This window comes from Alkalihalobacillus sp. TS-13 (assembly GCF_019720915.1).
Lineage (GTDB): Bacteria > Bacillota > Bacilli > Bacillales > Fictibacillaceae > Pseudalkalibacillus.
On sequence record NZ_JAHKSI010000001.1, the window covers coordinates 3,441,850 to 3,456,631 of the forward strand.

The window sequence follows — 14,782 nt, forward strand, 5'->3', positions numbered from 1 at the left end:
CGGTCAAGCGACATTTCTCGGGAAATTTCCCCCTGCATCCACATCTATCAAAAAGCAAAAATCAACCCAGTTTCAACATATTTGTTCGCTGACCTGGGTACGCACAAGATCCGAATAGAAACCGTTCTTCCTTATTAGTTCCTGGTGGTTTCCTTATTCGACAATCCTACCTCCATGAAGGACTAGAATCTGATCAGCGTTACGGATCGTATTCAATCGATGGGCGATCACAAAGCTAGTGCGACCTTCCATCAATGTGCTGAGTGCATCAGTAATCTTCATTTCCGTTACCGTATCAATGCTGCTCGTCGCCTCGTCTAATATCAACAATGCTGGGTCAGCCAACATTGCCCTAGCTATCGAGAGCAATTGTTTTTGTCCGTGACTAATGCCCTTTCCATCTGAATCGAGAATCGTATCATATCCTTCAGGCATCCGTTTGATGAACTCATGTACATGGGCAGCCTTAGCGACTCTTTCAACCTCTTCATCTGTGGCATCGAGTCTTCCATAACGGATATTCTCTCTGACCGTTGTATGAAACAGAATCGAATCCTGTAAAACGACACCCATTTGGCTTCGCAAGCTTTCCCGTGTAATCGATTTGATGTCTCTGCCATCAACGAGGATGTGTCCCTCATCATTTTCATAGAACCTCGATAAAAGCGAGATAATGGTCGTTTTCCCTGCGCCAGTTGGACCGACAAGTGCGATTGTCTGTCCTTTAGCTGCATGGAAATTGATATCTTTTAAAATTGGCTGGTCCTTTTGATAGGAAAAATAAACTGCCTCAAACTCGATTTCCCCTTGGATCCTTTTAATATCACTTGCATCCCTGTCATTTTCTTTTTCTTCCGCCTCATCAATGATTTGGAATACACGTTCCGCACCTGCAACAGCCGATAGGATCATATTGTACTGGTTTGCCAGATCATTCAGCGGTCTGGTGAATTGCCTTGAGTAGGTCGTAAAGGTGACGATGACTCCGATGGAGATGAAACCGTTGAGAGCAAGTATCCCTCCAGCACCTACAATGATGGCGAAGCTTGCGTTATTGAGCATATTCATCAGCTTCGGAATGAAGCCAGAGTATGTCTGAGCCCAATAACTTACGTCCCTTAAGGATTCATTTTTTTCGGAGAACTCCTCAATTACACGATTTTCCTGTGAATACATTTTCACGATCTGGTGACCAGTGAAAATTTCTTCAACATACCCGTTCATGTCACCTAAGTGTTTCTGTTGTTTTTTAAAATAACGGCCTGTTCGTTTTGTAATCCACTTCATACCGAAATACATCACCGGTACGATTGTCAGTGTCAGAAGTGTAAGGATCGGACTTAACCAGATCATCATTGCAATGGTACCGGTAATCGTCAGCACACTGGTTGTAAATTGGATCACGGCGGAATTCAGAGTCCTGCTTACATTATCCATATCGTTGGTCAAACGACTCATCAATTCACCATGCTGCCTTTTTTGGAAAAATAACAATGGCAGTCGCTGGATATGCGAAAACAAATGATTACGCATAGAATAGACCGTATTTTGGGAAATACTGATCATCCAATAGTTTTGAAGCCATGACGTCACGGAATGGAGAATGTATACCACCAATAAAAGGACCACCATTTGAAGAAGTGTTTCCGTCACTGGATCTGCAATGATTCGATCCACGGCAACCCCTAATAAATAAGGACCAAGGAGGGACAATAACGAGCTGATCAATACTATGAACAGCACAAATATGAAGCGTTTCTTTTCAGTTCGGATATACGTCCAAACCCGTGCAATTGTCGACCACACATTTTCGACTTTTGGCGGCTTCATTCCCATGCGCTGGTGTCGTCGATGAGGATGCTGTGGAATACGCTCACGGAGTTCGTTCAATTTCGACATCTAGACCACATCCTCTTCTATTTGTGACTTGTACACACTCTGGTAGTAGGGACTTGTTTTCAGCAAATCCTCATGACTGCCGCTCCCAATCAACTCTCCTTGATGCAACAGGAGGATTTGATCGGCTGCACGAATTGAACTGATTTTTTGTGCAACAAGGAAAATCGTGCAATTCTGTTTTTTTAAGGTTTCAAGTAACCTCGATTCAGTGTAGGCATCAAGTGCGCTCATACTGTCGTCCAAGATCAGGATCTTCGGCTTTCGTACGAGGGCACGTGCAATTGAAAGACGTTGCTTCTGCCCACCTGAAAAAGTGATTCCTTTTTGTCCCAATCTTGAATCGTAACCATCTGGTAAACTCATGATAAAATCATGAATTTGTGCATCTTTTGCAGCAGCGATGATTTCCTCAAAAGTGGCCCCGTCCTTCCCCCACTCGATGTTGTCTTTGACACTTCCTGAGAACAGATGAGCTTCCTGCGGGACAACACTGATCTGCCTTCTTAAATGTACACGATCCAGCTCGTCGATTTCGGTTTCATCTATGAGAATGTACCCAGATGTTTTTTCTATCAGTTTAGGAATCAAGTTCAGAAGCGTTGTCTTTCCAGATCCTGTCTCACCCAATATGCCGACCGTTTTATGTTCTTCAGTTGAAAAAGAAACGTTCTTTAGTGTTTCCGTATATTGCTCACTATACCGGAACGACACATTTTCAAAACGAACACTCCCTCTGATCGTTTGCCTCAATAGAGCCTGCTCAGGATGTAGATGGTCTGTATCTTTGTTTAAAACTGCAGTAATCCTAGTAGCTGAGGCACTTCCTCTCGAATAGTTCATGATGAGGAAGGTGAAGACAGAAAAGGTAAAGAGTATACGGGTTGCGTAATTGATGATTGCGACAAGCTCTCCTGCTGTTACTTCCTGTAAATTCAGCTGAACTGCTCCTATCCAGAGAATAACGATGATGACGATATTCATTCCGAGCATCACTACAGGCATTGCCACTTCCATCATCCATAACGCCTTTTTATTTTGATTGGTCAGAGAATGGTTCACATGTTTGAACCGGTCTTCTTCAAAATCTCTACGATTGAAGCCTTTGATCAAGCGAATACCTGAGAGATTTTCACGGATGACCGTATTGGCACGATCCAGCTTCTCTTGAACTTTACGAAAAAGGACGACACCCTTGGTCAAAATCCAGAATAAAAAAAGAAGCAGGATAGGTACAGATATAAGAAGATGTATCGCAAGTCCTGGATGGACGAAGAAAGCCATGATGATACCACCAATAATGAATAAAGGCGCTCTCAGAGCAATACGCATAAGCATAAACAATAAGCCTTGAACTTGTGTAACGTCGTTTGTCATACGCGTCACGAGCCCTGGAGTAGAGAATTTCTGAAAGTGGTTGCTTGTGAATCCCTGCACCTTATGAAACAAGTCTCTTCTCAAGTCATGGCCAACACCTTGGCTCGCATGGGCAGCAAAGAAAGAATTCGTGATCCCCGCTGCAAAGGCAATCAATGAAAGACCAAGCAGCACACTACCCCAAACTGCCACGACCGATAAGTCTTCTTGTAAAATACCCTCATCAATGATTTTTGCCATCAGCAAAGGCTGGAACAATTCTACAATCAATTCAAGCACCATAAGTGATAAAGCAATGGATACGGATAATTTATATGTACGTAAATAGGAAAAAACCTTTTTCATGTATGGAACCTCCGGTGTTTCTTGAAGTTGTAATAATGATACAGAGTATAGAAAAAAGAGCGTACCGGAATGGCCGCTCCTACTATTCATATTCGGGTCCCCTTCACACAACCCTCTTTTTTTCAAGGCTGTTTTCTAAAAGTTTGTTACTGATGGAATGTTTTAAAAAAAGATGCTGAACCCGTCAACATTATGGTGCATCTCTATTCAGGTTCCCTGTCTACCACAGCCTAAGTTTTAACTGTCATCTTTTTCGTGTAAGATAACCTTTTTTATATAAAATAACATTTGCTCCGCGTTTATAAGATGAAAAATTGTATTGTTTGATAGCTTGATAGAAAGCTTTACTACATCCGGGTTTCATTCTGTCATGTAGTTCGATGATCAAGATTTTCACCTTTTCTAACCAATTCTCATACCCTTTGGAAAATAACTCTTTCTCGGCGCCTTCCACGTTCAACTTCAAAATATCTATCTCATCAATTCCGTAATCTGATAGGATCGAGTCGATTGTGACAGCTTTAAACGAACCTGGGTCGTTCTGCTCGGTTTCCTCGACCATCATTCCCCATTCCCCTAAACCTACATCTTTTACTCTCAAATACGTATTCTTGTTCCACAATCCCGAATGTAACGCTTCAATTTGATGGTATGATGCGATATTCTTCTCCATCACCTCTATGTTGGATGGGTCTGATTCAACAGCTACCACTTTTGCCTGGGGAAACTGTTCAGCAAAAAACACGCTGCTATACCCGACATTCGCTCCACCATCGATAATCCACCTCGGGTCGAATGTCAGCTTCGGAAGACGATATTCTTGATCATGAAAAACATATTTGAACGTACTGAAGTCAGTAGAGTCTTTTCGGAAATACATCATCTCATCTAGTCCTGGTGCCTTGATGGCATTCAGTTGATACTTTTTCAATGCATTATCTCCCTTTTAATATTTTTTACAGTTTATGATAGGAGATGTATAGCGTGTTATCGTATCACTAAAAATCAAAACCAAAAATGACGGGTTTCCCCGCCATTCTGCTGGTTTTTCCTATGATGATTTTTTACTGTTGCTGCTATTACTACTACTGCTTTTCGAATCTGATATTTTCCCTAAGAAGAAGCCATCTATTTGCTCAAGCTTTCCTCTCCAAAGAATTTTCCCTTTTGATGGGGTAGGTTTACTGTCGCCGCAATAAACACGTGTATTCTTCATATGGATGAAGTTCGCTTCTCCACCCTCATGTGAATCAGCAGCTTCACTTGCCTCAGATAGATCCTCACTAAGCTTTTGAGCAATTTCGCTGCCATCCTCAAGTTTACTGCTAAGCTCTTCAAAGTATTCTTTAGCTGAAATAATCGATCCAGATATGACAGACCCATTTATATTCAATGTAATATCCAATGAGAAATCACCAGTATTGGCTGCTTTCACAAAGTATTCTAGTATACTATCTTTTGGCGCAACTGAACTCACTATAATCGCTCCTTTACTAGTAGTAACTTATGCTGAAGTGTCATCTTCACTAGTCAATGACGTATCTTCCTCTTCTTCATCCTCTTTTTTTGATTTTTTAGATGCCGTTTTCTTCTTTCCGTTTGTCTTGGATGATTTTTTAGTGCTTTTTTTCTGTTTTACGTCTTCCTCTTCTTCATCTTCTTCATCGTCTTCAGCTTTAGCATTTTTTGATTGTTTTTTCTTGGTAGAGTTAGAATGCTCCTGACGATTAGGGGTTGTCTCCTCCTCTTCCTCTTCTTCATCTTCGTCTTCGCCTGCTTCATTTTCTTCGTCGTCTTCCTCTTCGCTTTCAAGGAATTTGTTCATTTTCTCTTCTAACGATTTCAATCGATCCTGGAGTTTTTGATTTTCTTCCCTCAAATCTTCTAGCTCTTCAGTATCAATCTCTTCAGCTGTGGCACTTACTTCTGTTTCAGCACTTTCTTCAGACTCATCGCGGTTTCTGTTCAAGAAATTCGTCGTAGATGACTTAAGGCTCTGGGCAGCTAATTTTGATTTGTCTTTTGCTGCACGACTTAGATCGATGCTTTTGTTTTTCAATGCTTCTTTATCCACACGTGCCCAAAGTTTCTTTCCATTTTCAGGTGTTGCAAGATATCCGACTGTAGCTCCTAGGATTCCTCCTGCTACTGTTCGTTTGATCGGTCCACCTGTCACCATGTTTTTAGCTTGTTTTGACTTGTCTACCATACTTTTCCCCTCCATAGATTATTTGGGCTTTGTTAAATAATACTGTTGAATTCTGACTATATTTGATTGAAGCGAAATTTGTGACACTCCTGCGGGAAAAGCGAGCCAAGCGAGACCCCACAGTGATCGGAAAGGGAGTGAATTTCGCCAAAATCAACAAAGCTATTATTTAAGATCTTTAGCATTCAATCGATTTGTATGATTAAGGTTATTTTCAAGTTTATCTAGTCTCTCTTTCAATTCCTTGTTTTCATCCTCTAAAGCTTTGGTTTGATCTTCTGTTGCTTTTGAACTCAAGTAAGGATCCGTTTCCCACCAATCCATACCGATTTCCTTCGCTTTATCAACGGAAGCAACAATCAACCGGATTTTGATGGTCAGTAATTCGATATCGGCTAATCCTACTCGGATATCACCTGCAATGACCACTCCTTTGTCCAAGACCTTTTCTAGAACATCGACAATTGTATGTGATTGCACTGGATGTTCAACAGCCATTGTTTATCCCTCCTTGGTCCTTTGACTGGACCCATTAAAAACAATACTTATTATTTATTGTCATATCATTTAATAGGAATTCCTTCTATCGAAGCAGGTTTCCTAACGGACCTAGATCTATATTCAAATCTTCAGCATCAAGGCCAAAGATGTCCTTTAATTCTTCCATTTTTTCTTCTAGATTCATCAGGGCTACACCGAGGTCTTCAATCTGTTCATCGGTAAGATTTCCACCTTCTACCCGTCTCATTGCATGCCGTTCAACGATCTGGCGTACTAATTCGATTACAGTCATGACTAATTGTGCCAATCCTTGTTCAGCATTATCAGGGTCTAGATTGATTCGTGAATTATTTGTTTGATTCTCCGATTGCATCTGTCAGTTCACCCCTTTGTTTTTCAAAGTTCTCAGAAGATAAATGATTATTTTGTTTAGATTGTACGAGTGTTTCAACAGAGGAGATCAAGATTCGTAAATCCAAATACACCAGGTCCACGCCTGCAATTGATATGATGATATCTCCTCTGATTGCTACTCCTTTATCAAGAATGACGTCTAAAATATCTATAAGTGCAATATCCTTATTTTCAATCGATTCTTTCAAACCTCTATGTGACATCCTCAGATCCCTCTCTTTACGAAAAGCTGGAAAAATGATAAGCAGGCCAAGGTCCTGATGCTTCAAATCTCCAACCTGTCTCTCTTAATTCCTCTTCTAAACGTTTGACTTCTTCTAGATAGGAATCAACTTTATAGACCGGAAGCAAAAATACACTGTTCCAAGTCATGTTTTCTTTTAGACCTGTGACGTCTTTGCTCCAGTTTCTTTTGACTTCTGCTTGAATGGCAAATGTCTTAAGCTTTTCATGCAATCCTTCACATACACGGTTTTTCTCATTTTCAAGTTCCGATTCAATCAACTCATCGATTTTTTTCTTTTCGAAAAATTGCCTTCCTGGAGTCAGGAAACTGATTTCTTTTCGTTTCGCTTCTATTTCGGTATTGTTTTTGCTTACATCCTGCTTCAATTTCTCATCATCGCAATAGATTTTAAGGTTCCATTCTTCATTTCCCTCAAGTGTTTTGAAGGTTTGTTCAATCTTACTTTTACTTGCCTCGATTTTCCCTTGCAAGCTTTGTTCATTTTTATAAATCGTGCAGAATTTCAAAGGTATGATTGTATATTCCTTATATAATGCGACAAGTGTTTCATGATGATGGAATGCCTTGTCCTGCAGCCATTCCATGTCACTGTCTATTTTTTCTTTGATGTTTTCTGCGGAATACTCTTTAGAATCAAGGTTACATACAACCGCGGTGATATTGTTGAGCTGAATCGTGTAAAGCTCTGATTCACCGTCAAAACCTTTAAACGATGGAAATGATTTTCCTGTTGCTTCTGTTGTTGGAATTAAGCCGTATAAATAGATAAGATGAGCCATTTCCATTACCTCATTCCTTCTTCTTCGTCATTTCTTCCCATTGTTCCATTTCTTTTTGTTTTGCAATTTCGTATCGCTGTAAGAGCTCTTCTTCTTTTTCTTTAAAAACATCCTCTGGTATTTCCTCCAGTTCATACATCATCTGAAGCTGAATAAGCTTTTGCTGGATGGTTGGAAGGTCATGTAGTTCCTTGTCGACTTCCTCTTTCACTTTTTCACCGACTTTGATGACAAGATTCATTGGTGAGGTAACCAGTTTATGCAGCATCAGCTTTCCTCAACGGTCAAGCGTATATTGACGAAATTATAAGCCGGCCAGGGACCTGTATAGTTGAAATCAACTTTATCCTTCCATTTCTCATGCGCTTCATTTACCTTTTGATCGAATGCTTCCTCCTGGTCTCGATCCACTAAGAATGATGCATTCAAGAGCATTTTTTCACCGAGAGGATCATTTGCTTTTGCAGCTTCAGCCGTTTCCTTCAGAGGAGCAAAAATTTCAGTTTTTATTTCATGTTGAATTTCGGTAACCATCTTTTGAGCCATTCCGCCTAGTTGGATACGCTCATAATAGCTGGCTGCTTCTGATTTACCGCGGACAGCTTCTGCTTTCTTTACAGCCTCAGGGTTCTCATTCACCTTTGATTCGAGCCATTCTTTTTTGCCAATGACTTTTAATCCCAGTTCTATTTTCCCTTTGATTTCAGGGAAAAGTTTCTTAAATTGCGGATAGAGATTTTCAAGAAGGACCTTGACATCATCCTTCGTTTTGAAGACATTTCCGAAACTGATCGGGATTACGGTATCTTTCTGATCCATTACTTTCGAAACAGTATTTTGATGAAACATCAGGTTATCCTTGTTAGGATGATAGATTTTCATCGGTACTTCCGCACACACCATAGCAGCATCTTCATGCCGTATCGTGAATATTTCTCTTACTGTGTCTTCTATCTCAACTGTACCGAACTCATCTTCTTGATCCGTTTGGATCCCGCAAAATAGGTAAATCCCCTGTTCTTCATGCTCAGCCATCTTATCTCTCCTTTTTCATGACGACAGTTTCATATATTGTTACATTCTTTTAGTATCAACTCTTCTGCCGCTGCGCGAGGATCTTCTGCCTCAATACAACGACTCATCGGATAACTGAGTATATCGATACATAGCCGTTGAAATTCTTCATCCTCACCATCGATAGGAATATCTTGTTCTAATGCGATCCTTGCAATCATGATTGATGATCGGATGCTCGGAGCGTTGCTATTGTCTGTCGAACATTTATCACGCAAATTGGACACGAGTGTCGTAATCGCTCTTGCGTCATCTTCATCAATTCCAAGCTTTTCAGAAACAATTTCAGTTTCCCCTTCAATATCCTTATAATCTACAAATATCGTCACTAATCGATCCATCAGAGCATCCTGGGTTTTATAGACACCTGCGTACTCTGCAGGATTACTTGTGAATATCACTGAAAACTCTGGATGTACCCGATAGAAGGGCTCCGTATGCTTTGAACCGTATAACGGAAGTACACCTTCTTCCAAAATGGATAAAAACAGGTTGTTCGTCGTAGGCTGAGAACGTGTAAATTCATCATAAACGAGCGTATAGCCATGCTTGACTGCTTCAAGCAAACGACCGTCCTTCCATGATTCCGTGACGCTTTCATCCTTTTTGTAAACCCTGCGTACATACTGATCAACGACCTTTTTACTTGTATAGCCTGTAAAATCGCCAATCAAATCCTTATTGTTCAGTTCATGATTCCCATGCATGACCATAACGGGTCTCTTTCGTTTCTTCGCAAGGGCAAGTGCAAGCGACGTCTTCCCTGCACCTGTAGGTCCTGTGAAATGGATCGGATATCCTGCTTTCAAGTATTGCAAGGAGCGGGAAAGCAACTGTTTTGTTTCTGGATCCTGAATTAATTCTCGTGTGTCTTTCTCTATCTGTTCTTTCAATACAGCCATTGAAGCCTCCCTCTGGTTACCTCCTAGACTTCAACATCGATCGCGCTTCTAAAGCGGATATCCTGTCTCTTGAACGAGGTGACCTCTTTATCTTTATTGACCAAGACTTCATAGGTACCAACCATTTCGTCTTTTGCATATTTTTTCATATATTCTTTTTCTTCAATTACTTCAATTGTGACTTTCCAACCTTCATCCTCTGCTGCCTCTACAGATGTGATCTTATGCGGAGGAGCAACATGCTCTTTGAAAAAATCAGCCACATTTTTCATGATCTCTTTGATTTCCATAGTCGCCTCCACTTAGTCTTTAGATATAGGAAGAGGGAGGGCTCAGTTTAAAGCCCCCTCTCTTCTAAATACTGAATTGTGCATTTCTGCGTTCATTGGTTTGTTGCGGTAATCCTTCTTCTTCCACTTCGTCCCGTAACAGGCCAACTGCTTCCGCATAACGTAACCACGTGTCCACACTTGCAATGACAACGCGTGCTTCAACAGTTAGGATTTCAATACCTACAACAGAAACTCTTGCAAATGCATCGATGACAATTCCCTTATCGAGAATTCTGTCGATTACCTCTGCTAGACTTGAACTATCAGTACTTTTTTGAACAGCCATTGTTACATTCTCCTTTCACGATCGTAGGTTTACGAACCTAATGATTTGATATCAGTTGAAGATTTGATATCCGTAGAGCTCTTGATATTCTGGGAACTTTTGATATCGTTAGCACCCTTGATATCTTTAACGCCTTTCAATTTCGTTCCGTTATTGTTTGAGTTGGAGGAAGAGATTTTCTCTTGAAATTCTTGCCCAGCTTCTTTCACTTTAGCTAATTTTTCCCGGACAGATAAAAGCACATCTTGTACTTTGTCTTGTGCTTTGTCTGCTTTACCATGTACTTTTTCTGCGTTCCGTTCTTTTGCATCAGCTAATTTTTCAGACGCTTCATCGGCTTTTTCCTGAAGGTCATTTGTCATCTTCTCTTTAGCTTTTTCTTTCACTTCATCCTTCACCTTTTCTTTTACAGATGAAGGTGTTTTCTCAATAGCCTTGCTTACAGCTTTTTGAGCAACCTTTTTGATAGGTTTATCACTCATGGAATCCCCCCTTTAAGGTGGGTCTCACTTATTTTTTATCATCTAACAATGCATTCAATTTTTCTTCGATTCTTTGCAATTGGTCATTTAAATTTTTATTTTCTTCTTTCAATTCTTTATACCGTTCATCCGAATCAGATCCAGACTCTTGTACTTCTTCGTCCTCAGTGCCTTCATTGAGTAAAGCGCCACCTGGTTTCAGAAGCGTCCCTTCGTACTTACTCCAGTAACCTGCTGCAGTTTGGCGTAGAGCCATCATAGCCTGTTCAGTGATCATTTGCTGAGCTGTCCTGCGCAGTTCATTTCCTGCAGCTCTGACCACTTCCGATTGACCTATGCTGCTCACAACTTTTTTTCCTGTACCGGGACTTGAAAGAAGACCAATACTAGCACCAACAACTCCTCCAATGATGGCAAGATTCATCGAATTTTGCTGCATATTCGTTGGTTGAGTATTTTTTTGTTTATCTGTCATTACCTTTCGTTTCCCTTCTATTAGTGATCTTCATCAATTAGAGTTCTGTCAGAATCAATGATGATCAAAAGCTTAATTGTGCTTGTCGATCGTTTCCTTGTACGAATCCTTCCTCTTGGACATCATCGCGTAGCAATCCTACTGCATTCGCATATCTCAACCAGGTGTCTACACTTGCGATGACAACTCTTGCTTCTACTGTCAATATTTCAATTCCCACGAGAGATACTCTAGCGAACGCATCAATTACGATTCCTTTATCTAATATCCTGTCAATGACTTCTGCAAGACTTGAACTATCGGTGCTTTTTTGAACAGCCATACTGACATTCTCCTTTCGATTTAATTTTAGAGTGATAAAGGGTCTAGCCAATTTGTATATTTGAATGTTAGAGGAACTATACCCCCTTTGATTTGGACTTAAAACCAGCGTTGGGCAAAGGCGGAAAAAACATTCCATTTTTTTCACCTAATATTGTCGAATTATATCCTTCTGTAATAGAAGTTTCCTTTATTTAAAGGGACTTTCACGGTTTCTGTTTTCAGAATAAAACAAACGTAACAATTACATTACAAAAACACATAAATACGGAACATCTGTATAAACGACAATTTTTGAGGATGTTAGAGGATTAGTAAGAATATTCAAACTTATCTGATCTCTAAATTCTATAATGCTTGATTTTTGAATATATAACCAATTTTGGTCTTTGTATCCTGAAATAGAGTCCCCTATACTTATAAGATAGTTCTTTGGTCACTTAAGCTGATTTCTCTCACAAATACTTTCTGCCTTTTCTTTATGTATAAAACTTTTAAGGAGGTTCAAAAATTGAAGAAATTTTCTTTATTTATTTTGATCGCCACAATGTTTTTATTAGTGGCTTGTGGAAATAACTCTGATGCTGACAGTAATGGCTCGACCCTTGAACAAGCGAAGGAAGAAGGCAAAATCACAGTAGGTTTTGCAGGTGAAAATCCTTATGCCTACGAAGACGAAAATGGAAAGCTTACTGGGGAAGCTGTAGAAATTGCCCGGAAAATTTTCAAAGAGCTAGGCATAGAGGAAATGGATGGTGAGTTAGTAAAATTCAGTTCGTTGATACCAGGGCTGAAGGCTGGGAAATTTGATGTCATTACTGCTGGTATGTACATAACACCTGATAGATGTGAAGAGGTTGCATTCGGGGAACCGGAATACAGTATCGGGGAAGCTCTCGCCGTGCAAAAAGGAAACCCAATGGATCTCCATAGTTATGAAGATATAGCTAATAATCCCGATGCCAAAATTTCTGTCATGAATGGTGCCATCGAAATTGATTACTTAAAGGCTGTTGGAGTCAAAGACAGCCAAATGGAAATCGTTTCTGATATTCCAGCGAACATTTCAGCACTTGAATCTGGGAGGGTTGATGCAATCACGATGACTGGTCCAACTCTTGAGGCTGCTCTCAAAACAGCAAATGCAAAGAATATCGATCGTGTGGAAGATTTCACACAACCTACTGTGGATGGGGAAAGTGTACGTGGGTATGGTGCCGCAGCGTTTAACCCGTCAGACGAAGAACTTATTGATGCATATAACAAAGAGCTTGGTAAATTAAAAGAATCGGGAGAACTATTAGAAATTATCAAACCATTCGGCTTCACAGAAGAGGATCTGCCAGGAGATAAGACAACAGAAGCTTTATGTGGCAAATAGACCCCATTCTTTAATAGCAAGTACGTTTATGGAGGCAGGCGCTCTTAAATAAGGAGGGCCTGTTCTTTTCTTAAGGCGTTTTCGCAAACTTTATTGCTCTTGAAAGTGGTGGATTTTCGCTTCAGGTGCTCGCTTTCCGCGGGGTGTGCGGTGAGCCCACTCGTCGCCTTGCGACAATGAATGGTCTCACCTGTCCCACTGATCCCGCAGGAGTCTCGCACCTTGCTCTCCAATCAACTTGCACAAGATGGTTCATTACCAAAATGACCCAAAGCAACAATCTTTAAGAAAAGAACCTTTCTTAATCTAATAAGTTCATACTCTGTGAAAGATTCATAGCAAAAAAGTCTTTCCGCAGATCCTTACTATCAAAATTTGAAGGGTGTGGGATAACATTAACGTTTATTTGGACATCTTAAATAAATTATTACCTGCAGGGTGGATGACGATCAAAATATTAGTAACATCTGCAATATTGACCTACTTGATCGCTTTCATAGCCGGTCTAGGCAGAGTATCGCAGTTTTCCATCATACGGACCTTGACCATGATTTACGTGGAATTATTCCGCGGTACATCCTTGCTCGTGCAAATGTTCTGGATCTTCTTCGCATTACCTGCTTTTGGCGTAGAATTCTCAGCCTTCTGGGCAGGAGTATTAGCATTGAGCCTAAACTATGGGGCCTATGCTTCTGAGGTTGTAAGAGGATCAATCCTGGCGATTCCTAAAACACAGACAGAAGCTTCCATCGCGTTGAATATGACTCGATGGCAACGATTGAAATTAGTCATTCTACCCCAGGCATTCCGAATTATGCTCCCAGGTTTGGGGAACAACTCGATTGAACTCCTGAAAGGAACTTCTCTTGTATCACTGATCACTTTAGGGGATCTCACCTATCGTGGGTTGATCATACAAAATACGAACCTCAGTTATACGGTTCCTGTATTCGTTCTATTATTAATTCTCTATTTCATCATAGCTTTGCCACTTATCATCATCGTGAGGCGATTAGAATCTAGAGCATCGAAAGGAGTGGCGAAGGTATGACTTGGGATTGGACGTTCGCAATAGAAGTTTTCCCGGAAATATTCAATGTAATCTGGCTTGTAATCGGAATAACATTGGGTGCTTATGCAGTAGCTCTGGTGTTTGGCCTGATATTGACCTTTGCACGACGATCCAGCTTCAAGCCTCTGTCTTGGATTGTGTACGGATTTATTGAATTCATACGGAGCACACCTCCGTTAGTGCAACTGTTTTTTGTTTATTTTGCCTTGCCGTTGATCGGCATCTCTCTTAATAAATATGTTGCCGGAATCCTTACCTTGGGAATTCATTACAGCACATATGTGTCGGAAGTTTACCGTTCTGGGATTGATTCAATTGAAAAAGGGCAATGGGAAGCCGCAAGAGCATTGAACTTTACCAACTCACAGACTTGGGTCAAAGTCATACTTCCTCAAGCCATCCCCCCTGTGATCCCAATGTTTGGAAATTACTTGATCATTTTATTTAAAGAAACGCCTCTTTTAATGGCAATCGGGGTAGTTGAATTTCTACAAAAAGCATTCTTGATTGGAGCAGATCACTTTAAATATCTAGAACCATTAACCATTGTAGGGTTTCTATTTCTTCTGCTCAGCTACCCATCTGCTTTACTTATCAACAGGCTGGAAAAATGGTCGAATCAAGCTTACGGAAAGGGAAGCCGTTGAAATAATCCAAGTTAATGAATGATTATGAGAAAGGACGGACCA

At 40.5% G+C, this 14,782-nt stretch carries 20 protein-coding genes; 3 read left to right on the top strand and 17 right to left on the bottom strand.

Annotated elements, in window-relative coordinates:
• Window positions 1-153: 153 nt before the first annotated feature.
• The 17 genes from KOL94_RS16330 to gvpA (KOL94_RS16410) form a co-directional block, all read right to left on the bottom strand.
• Complete coding sequence (locus KOL94_RS16330; protein WP_221567443.1) at window positions 154-1,899, bottom strand: ABC transporter ATP-binding protein; 1,746 nt, start codon at window positions 1,897-1,899, stop codon at window positions 154-156.
• The gene (locus KOL94_RS16335) at window positions 1,900-3,618 is read right to left on the bottom strand and encodes an ABC transporter ATP-binding protein (protein WP_221567444.1); all 1,719 of its coding nucleotides are present in this window, start codon (window positions 3,616-3,618) and stop codon (window positions 1,900-1,902) included.
• A 244-nt stretch (window positions 3,619-3,862) separates the two neighbouring features.
• Window positions 3,863-4,549 (bottom strand): FkbM family methyltransferase, encoded by a 687-nt coding sequence (locus tag KOL94_RS16340; protein ID WP_221567445.1) that lies wholly within the window; start codon window positions 4,547-4,549, stop codon window positions 3,863-3,865.
• A gap of 120 nt (window positions 4,550-4,669) precedes the next feature.
• Complete coding sequence (gene gvpU / locus KOL94_RS16345) at window positions 4,670-5,095, bottom strand: gas vesicle accessory protein GvpU (protein WP_221567446.1); 426 nt, start codon at window positions 5,093-5,095, stop codon at window positions 4,670-4,672.
• 27 nt (window positions 5,096-5,122) lie between these two features.
• Window positions 5,123-5,827, bottom strand: a complete 705-nt coding sequence (gvpT, locus tag KOL94_RS16350; protein WP_221567447.1) for a YtxH domain-containing protein — start codon at window positions 5,825-5,827, stop codon at window positions 5,123-5,125.
• 165 nt (window positions 5,828-5,992) lie between these two features.
• A complete protein-coding gene (locus KOL94_RS16355) occupies window positions 5,993-6,325 on the bottom strand; it encodes a gas vesicle protein (RefSeq protein ID WP_221567448.1) in 333 nt (110 codons plus the stop codon).
• A gap of 85 nt (window positions 6,326-6,410) precedes the next feature.
• A complete protein-coding gene (locus KOL94_RS16360; RefSeq protein WP_221567449.1) occupies window positions 6,411-6,701 on the bottom strand; it encodes a gas vesicle protein K in 291 nt (96 codons plus the stop codon).
• Window positions 6,676-6,945, bottom strand: coding sequence for a gas vesicle protein (locus tag KOL94_RS16365; protein WP_221567450.1), 270 nt, complete (start codon window positions 6,943-6,945; stop codon window positions 6,676-6,678). The genes KOL94_RS16360 and KOL94_RS16365 overlap by 26 nt, the downstream gene beginning before the upstream one ends.
• A 16-nt stretch (window positions 6,946-6,961) precedes the next feature.
• Window positions 6,962-7,768 carry a GvpL/GvpF family gas vesicle protein gene (locus KOL94_RS16370; protein ID WP_221567451.1) on the bottom strand — a complete coding sequence of 269 codons (807 nt, stop codon included), beginning with the start codon at window positions 7,766-7,768 and terminating at the stop codon, window positions 6,962-6,964.
• Between the two features lie 10 nt (window positions 7,769-7,778).
• On the bottom strand, window positions 7,779-8,036 hold the full coding sequence (locus tag KOL94_RS16375; RefSeq protein WP_221567452.1) for a gas vesicle protein GvpG: 258 nt from the start codon (window positions 8,034-8,036) through the stop codon (window positions 7,779-7,781).
• Window positions 8,036-8,803 (bottom strand): GvpL/GvpF family gas vesicle protein, encoded by a 768-nt coding sequence (locus tag KOL94_RS16380; RefSeq protein WP_221567453.1) that lies wholly within the window; start codon window positions 8,801-8,803, stop codon window positions 8,036-8,038. Before KOL94_RS16380 ends, KOL94_RS16375 begins: the two co-directional genes overlap by 1 nt.
• A gap of 29 nt (window positions 8,804-8,832) precedes the next feature.
• Window positions 8,833-9,744, bottom strand: coding sequence for a gas vesicle protein GvpN (gene gvpN / locus KOL94_RS16385; protein ID WP_221567454.1), 912 nt, complete (start codon window positions 9,742-9,744; stop codon window positions 8,833-8,835).
• 23 nt (window positions 9,745-9,767) lie between these two features.
• Window positions 9,768-10,034: a gas vesicle protein GvpO gene (gene gvpO / locus KOL94_RS16390; RefSeq protein WP_221567455.1), complete on the bottom strand. Its 267-nt coding sequence runs from the start codon at window positions 10,032-10,034 to the stop codon at window positions 9,768-9,770.
• Between the two features lie 64 nt (window positions 10,035-10,098).
• A complete protein-coding gene (gvpA, locus tag KOL94_RS16395) occupies window positions 10,099-10,362 on the bottom strand; it encodes a gas vesicle structural protein GvpA (RefSeq protein WP_221567456.1) in 264 nt (87 codons plus the stop codon).
• Window positions 10,363-10,391: 29 nt separating this feature from the next.
• On the bottom strand, window positions 10,392-10,844 hold the full coding sequence (gene gvpQ / locus KOL94_RS16400) for a gas vesicle protein GvpQ (RefSeq protein WP_221567457.1): 453 nt from the start codon (window positions 10,842-10,844) through the stop codon (window positions 10,392-10,394).
• Between the two features lie 28 nt (window positions 10,845-10,872).
• A complete protein-coding gene (gvpT, locus tag KOL94_RS16405) occupies window positions 10,873-11,319 on the bottom strand; it encodes a GvpT/GvpP family gas vesicle accessory protein (protein WP_221567458.1) in 447 nt (148 codons plus the stop codon).
• Window positions 11,320-11,383: 64 nt separating this feature from the next.
• Complete coding sequence (gene gvpA / locus KOL94_RS16410) at window positions 11,384-11,641, bottom strand: gas vesicle structural protein GvpA (RefSeq protein ID WP_221567459.1); 258 nt, start codon at window positions 11,639-11,641, stop codon at window positions 11,384-11,386.
• Window positions 11,642-12,151: 510 nt separating this feature from the next.
• Between gvpA (KOL94_RS16410) and ehuB the strand changes: the two genes are divergently transcribed.
• The 3 genes from ehuB (at window position 12,152) to ehuD (ending at window position 14,740) form a co-directional block, all read left to right on the top strand.
• Window positions 12,152-13,021 (top strand): ectoine/hydroxyectoine ABC transporter substrate-binding protein EhuB, encoded by an 870-nt coding sequence (ehuB, locus tag KOL94_RS16415; protein WP_260412351.1) that lies wholly within the window; start codon window positions 12,152-12,154, stop codon window positions 13,019-13,021.
• Window positions 13,022-13,427: 406 nt separating this feature from the next.
• Window positions 13,428-14,072, top strand: a complete 645-nt coding sequence (ehuC, locus tag KOL94_RS16420; RefSeq protein ID WP_260412352.1) for an ectoine/hydroxyectoine ABC transporter permease subunit EhuC — start codon at window positions 13,428-13,430, stop codon at window positions 14,070-14,072.
• Window positions 14,069-14,740, top strand: coding sequence for an ectoine/hydroxyectoine ABC transporter permease subunit EhuD (gene ehuD, locus KOL94_RS16425; RefSeq protein ID WP_221567461.1), 672 nt, complete (start codon window positions 14,069-14,071; stop codon window positions 14,738-14,740). The genes ehuC and ehuD overlap by 4 nt, the downstream gene beginning before the upstream one ends.
• Window positions 14,741-14,782 lie beyond the last annotated feature (42 nt).

What these genes read in the sequence shown, in the direction of transcription:
- KOL94_RS16330 (WP_221567443.1), bottom strand. Translation starts at nt 1,899, where the DNA reads ATGTCGAAATTGAACGAACTCCGTGAGCGTATTCCACAGCATCCTCAT.
- KOL94_RS16335 (WP_221567444.1), bottom strand. Translation starts at nt 3,618, where the DNA reads ATGAAAAAGGTTTTTTCCTATTTACGTACATATAAATTATCCGTATCC.
- gvpT (WP_221567447.1), bottom strand. Translation starts at nt 5,827, where the DNA reads ATGGTAGACAAGTCAAAACAAGCTAAAAACATGGTGACAGGTGGACCG.
- KOL94_RS16355 (WP_221567448.1), bottom strand. Translation starts at nt 6,325, where the DNA reads ATGGCTGTTGAACATCCAGTGCAATCACATACAATTGTCGATGTTCTA.
- KOL94_RS16360 (WP_221567449.1), bottom strand. Translation starts at nt 6,701, where the DNA reads ATGCAATCGGAGAATCAAACAAATAATTCACGAATCAATCTAGACCCT.
- KOL94_RS16365 (WP_221567450.1), bottom strand. Translation starts at nt 6,945, where the DNA reads ATGTCACATAGAGGTTTGAAAGAATCGATTGAAAATAAGGATATTGCA.
- KOL94_RS16370 (WP_221567451.1), bottom strand. Translation starts at nt 7,768, where the DNA reads ATGGCTCATCTTATCTATTTATACGGCTTAATTCCAACAACAGAAGCA.
- KOL94_RS16375 (WP_221567452.1), bottom strand. Translation starts at nt 8,036, where the DNA reads ATGCTGCATAAACTGGTTACCTCACCAATGAATCTTGTCATCAAAGTC.
- KOL94_RS16380 (WP_221567453.1), bottom strand. Translation starts at nt 8,803, where the DNA reads ATGGCTGAGCATGAAGAACAGGGGATTTACCTATTTTGCGGGATCCAA.
- gvpN (WP_221567454.1), bottom strand. Translation starts at nt 9,744, where the DNA reads ATGGCTGTATTGAAAGAACAGATAGAGAAAGACACACGAGAATTAATT.
- gvpO (WP_221567455.1), bottom strand. Translation starts at nt 10,034, where the DNA reads ATGGAAATCAAAGAGATCATGAAAAATGTGGCTGATTTTTTCAAAGAG.
- gvpA (WP_221567456.1), bottom strand. Translation starts at nt 10,362, where the DNA reads ATGGCTGTTCAAAAAAGTACTGATAGTTCAAGTCTAGCAGAGGTAATC.
- gvpQ (WP_221567457.1), bottom strand. Translation starts at nt 10,844, where the DNA reads ATGAGTGATAAACCTATCAAAAAGGTTGCTCAAAAAGCTGTAAGCAAG.
- gvpT (WP_221567458.1), bottom strand. Translation starts at nt 11,319, where the DNA reads ATGACAGATAAACAAAAAAATACTCAACCAACGAATATGCAGCAAAAT.
- gvpA (WP_221567459.1), bottom strand. Translation starts at nt 11,641, where the DNA reads ATGGCTGTTCAAAAAAGCACCGATAGTTCAAGTCTTGCAGAAGTCATT.
- ehuD (WP_221567461.1), top strand. Translation starts at nt 14,069, where the DNA reads ATGACTTGGGATTGGACGTTCGCAATAGAAGTTTTCCCGGAAATATTC.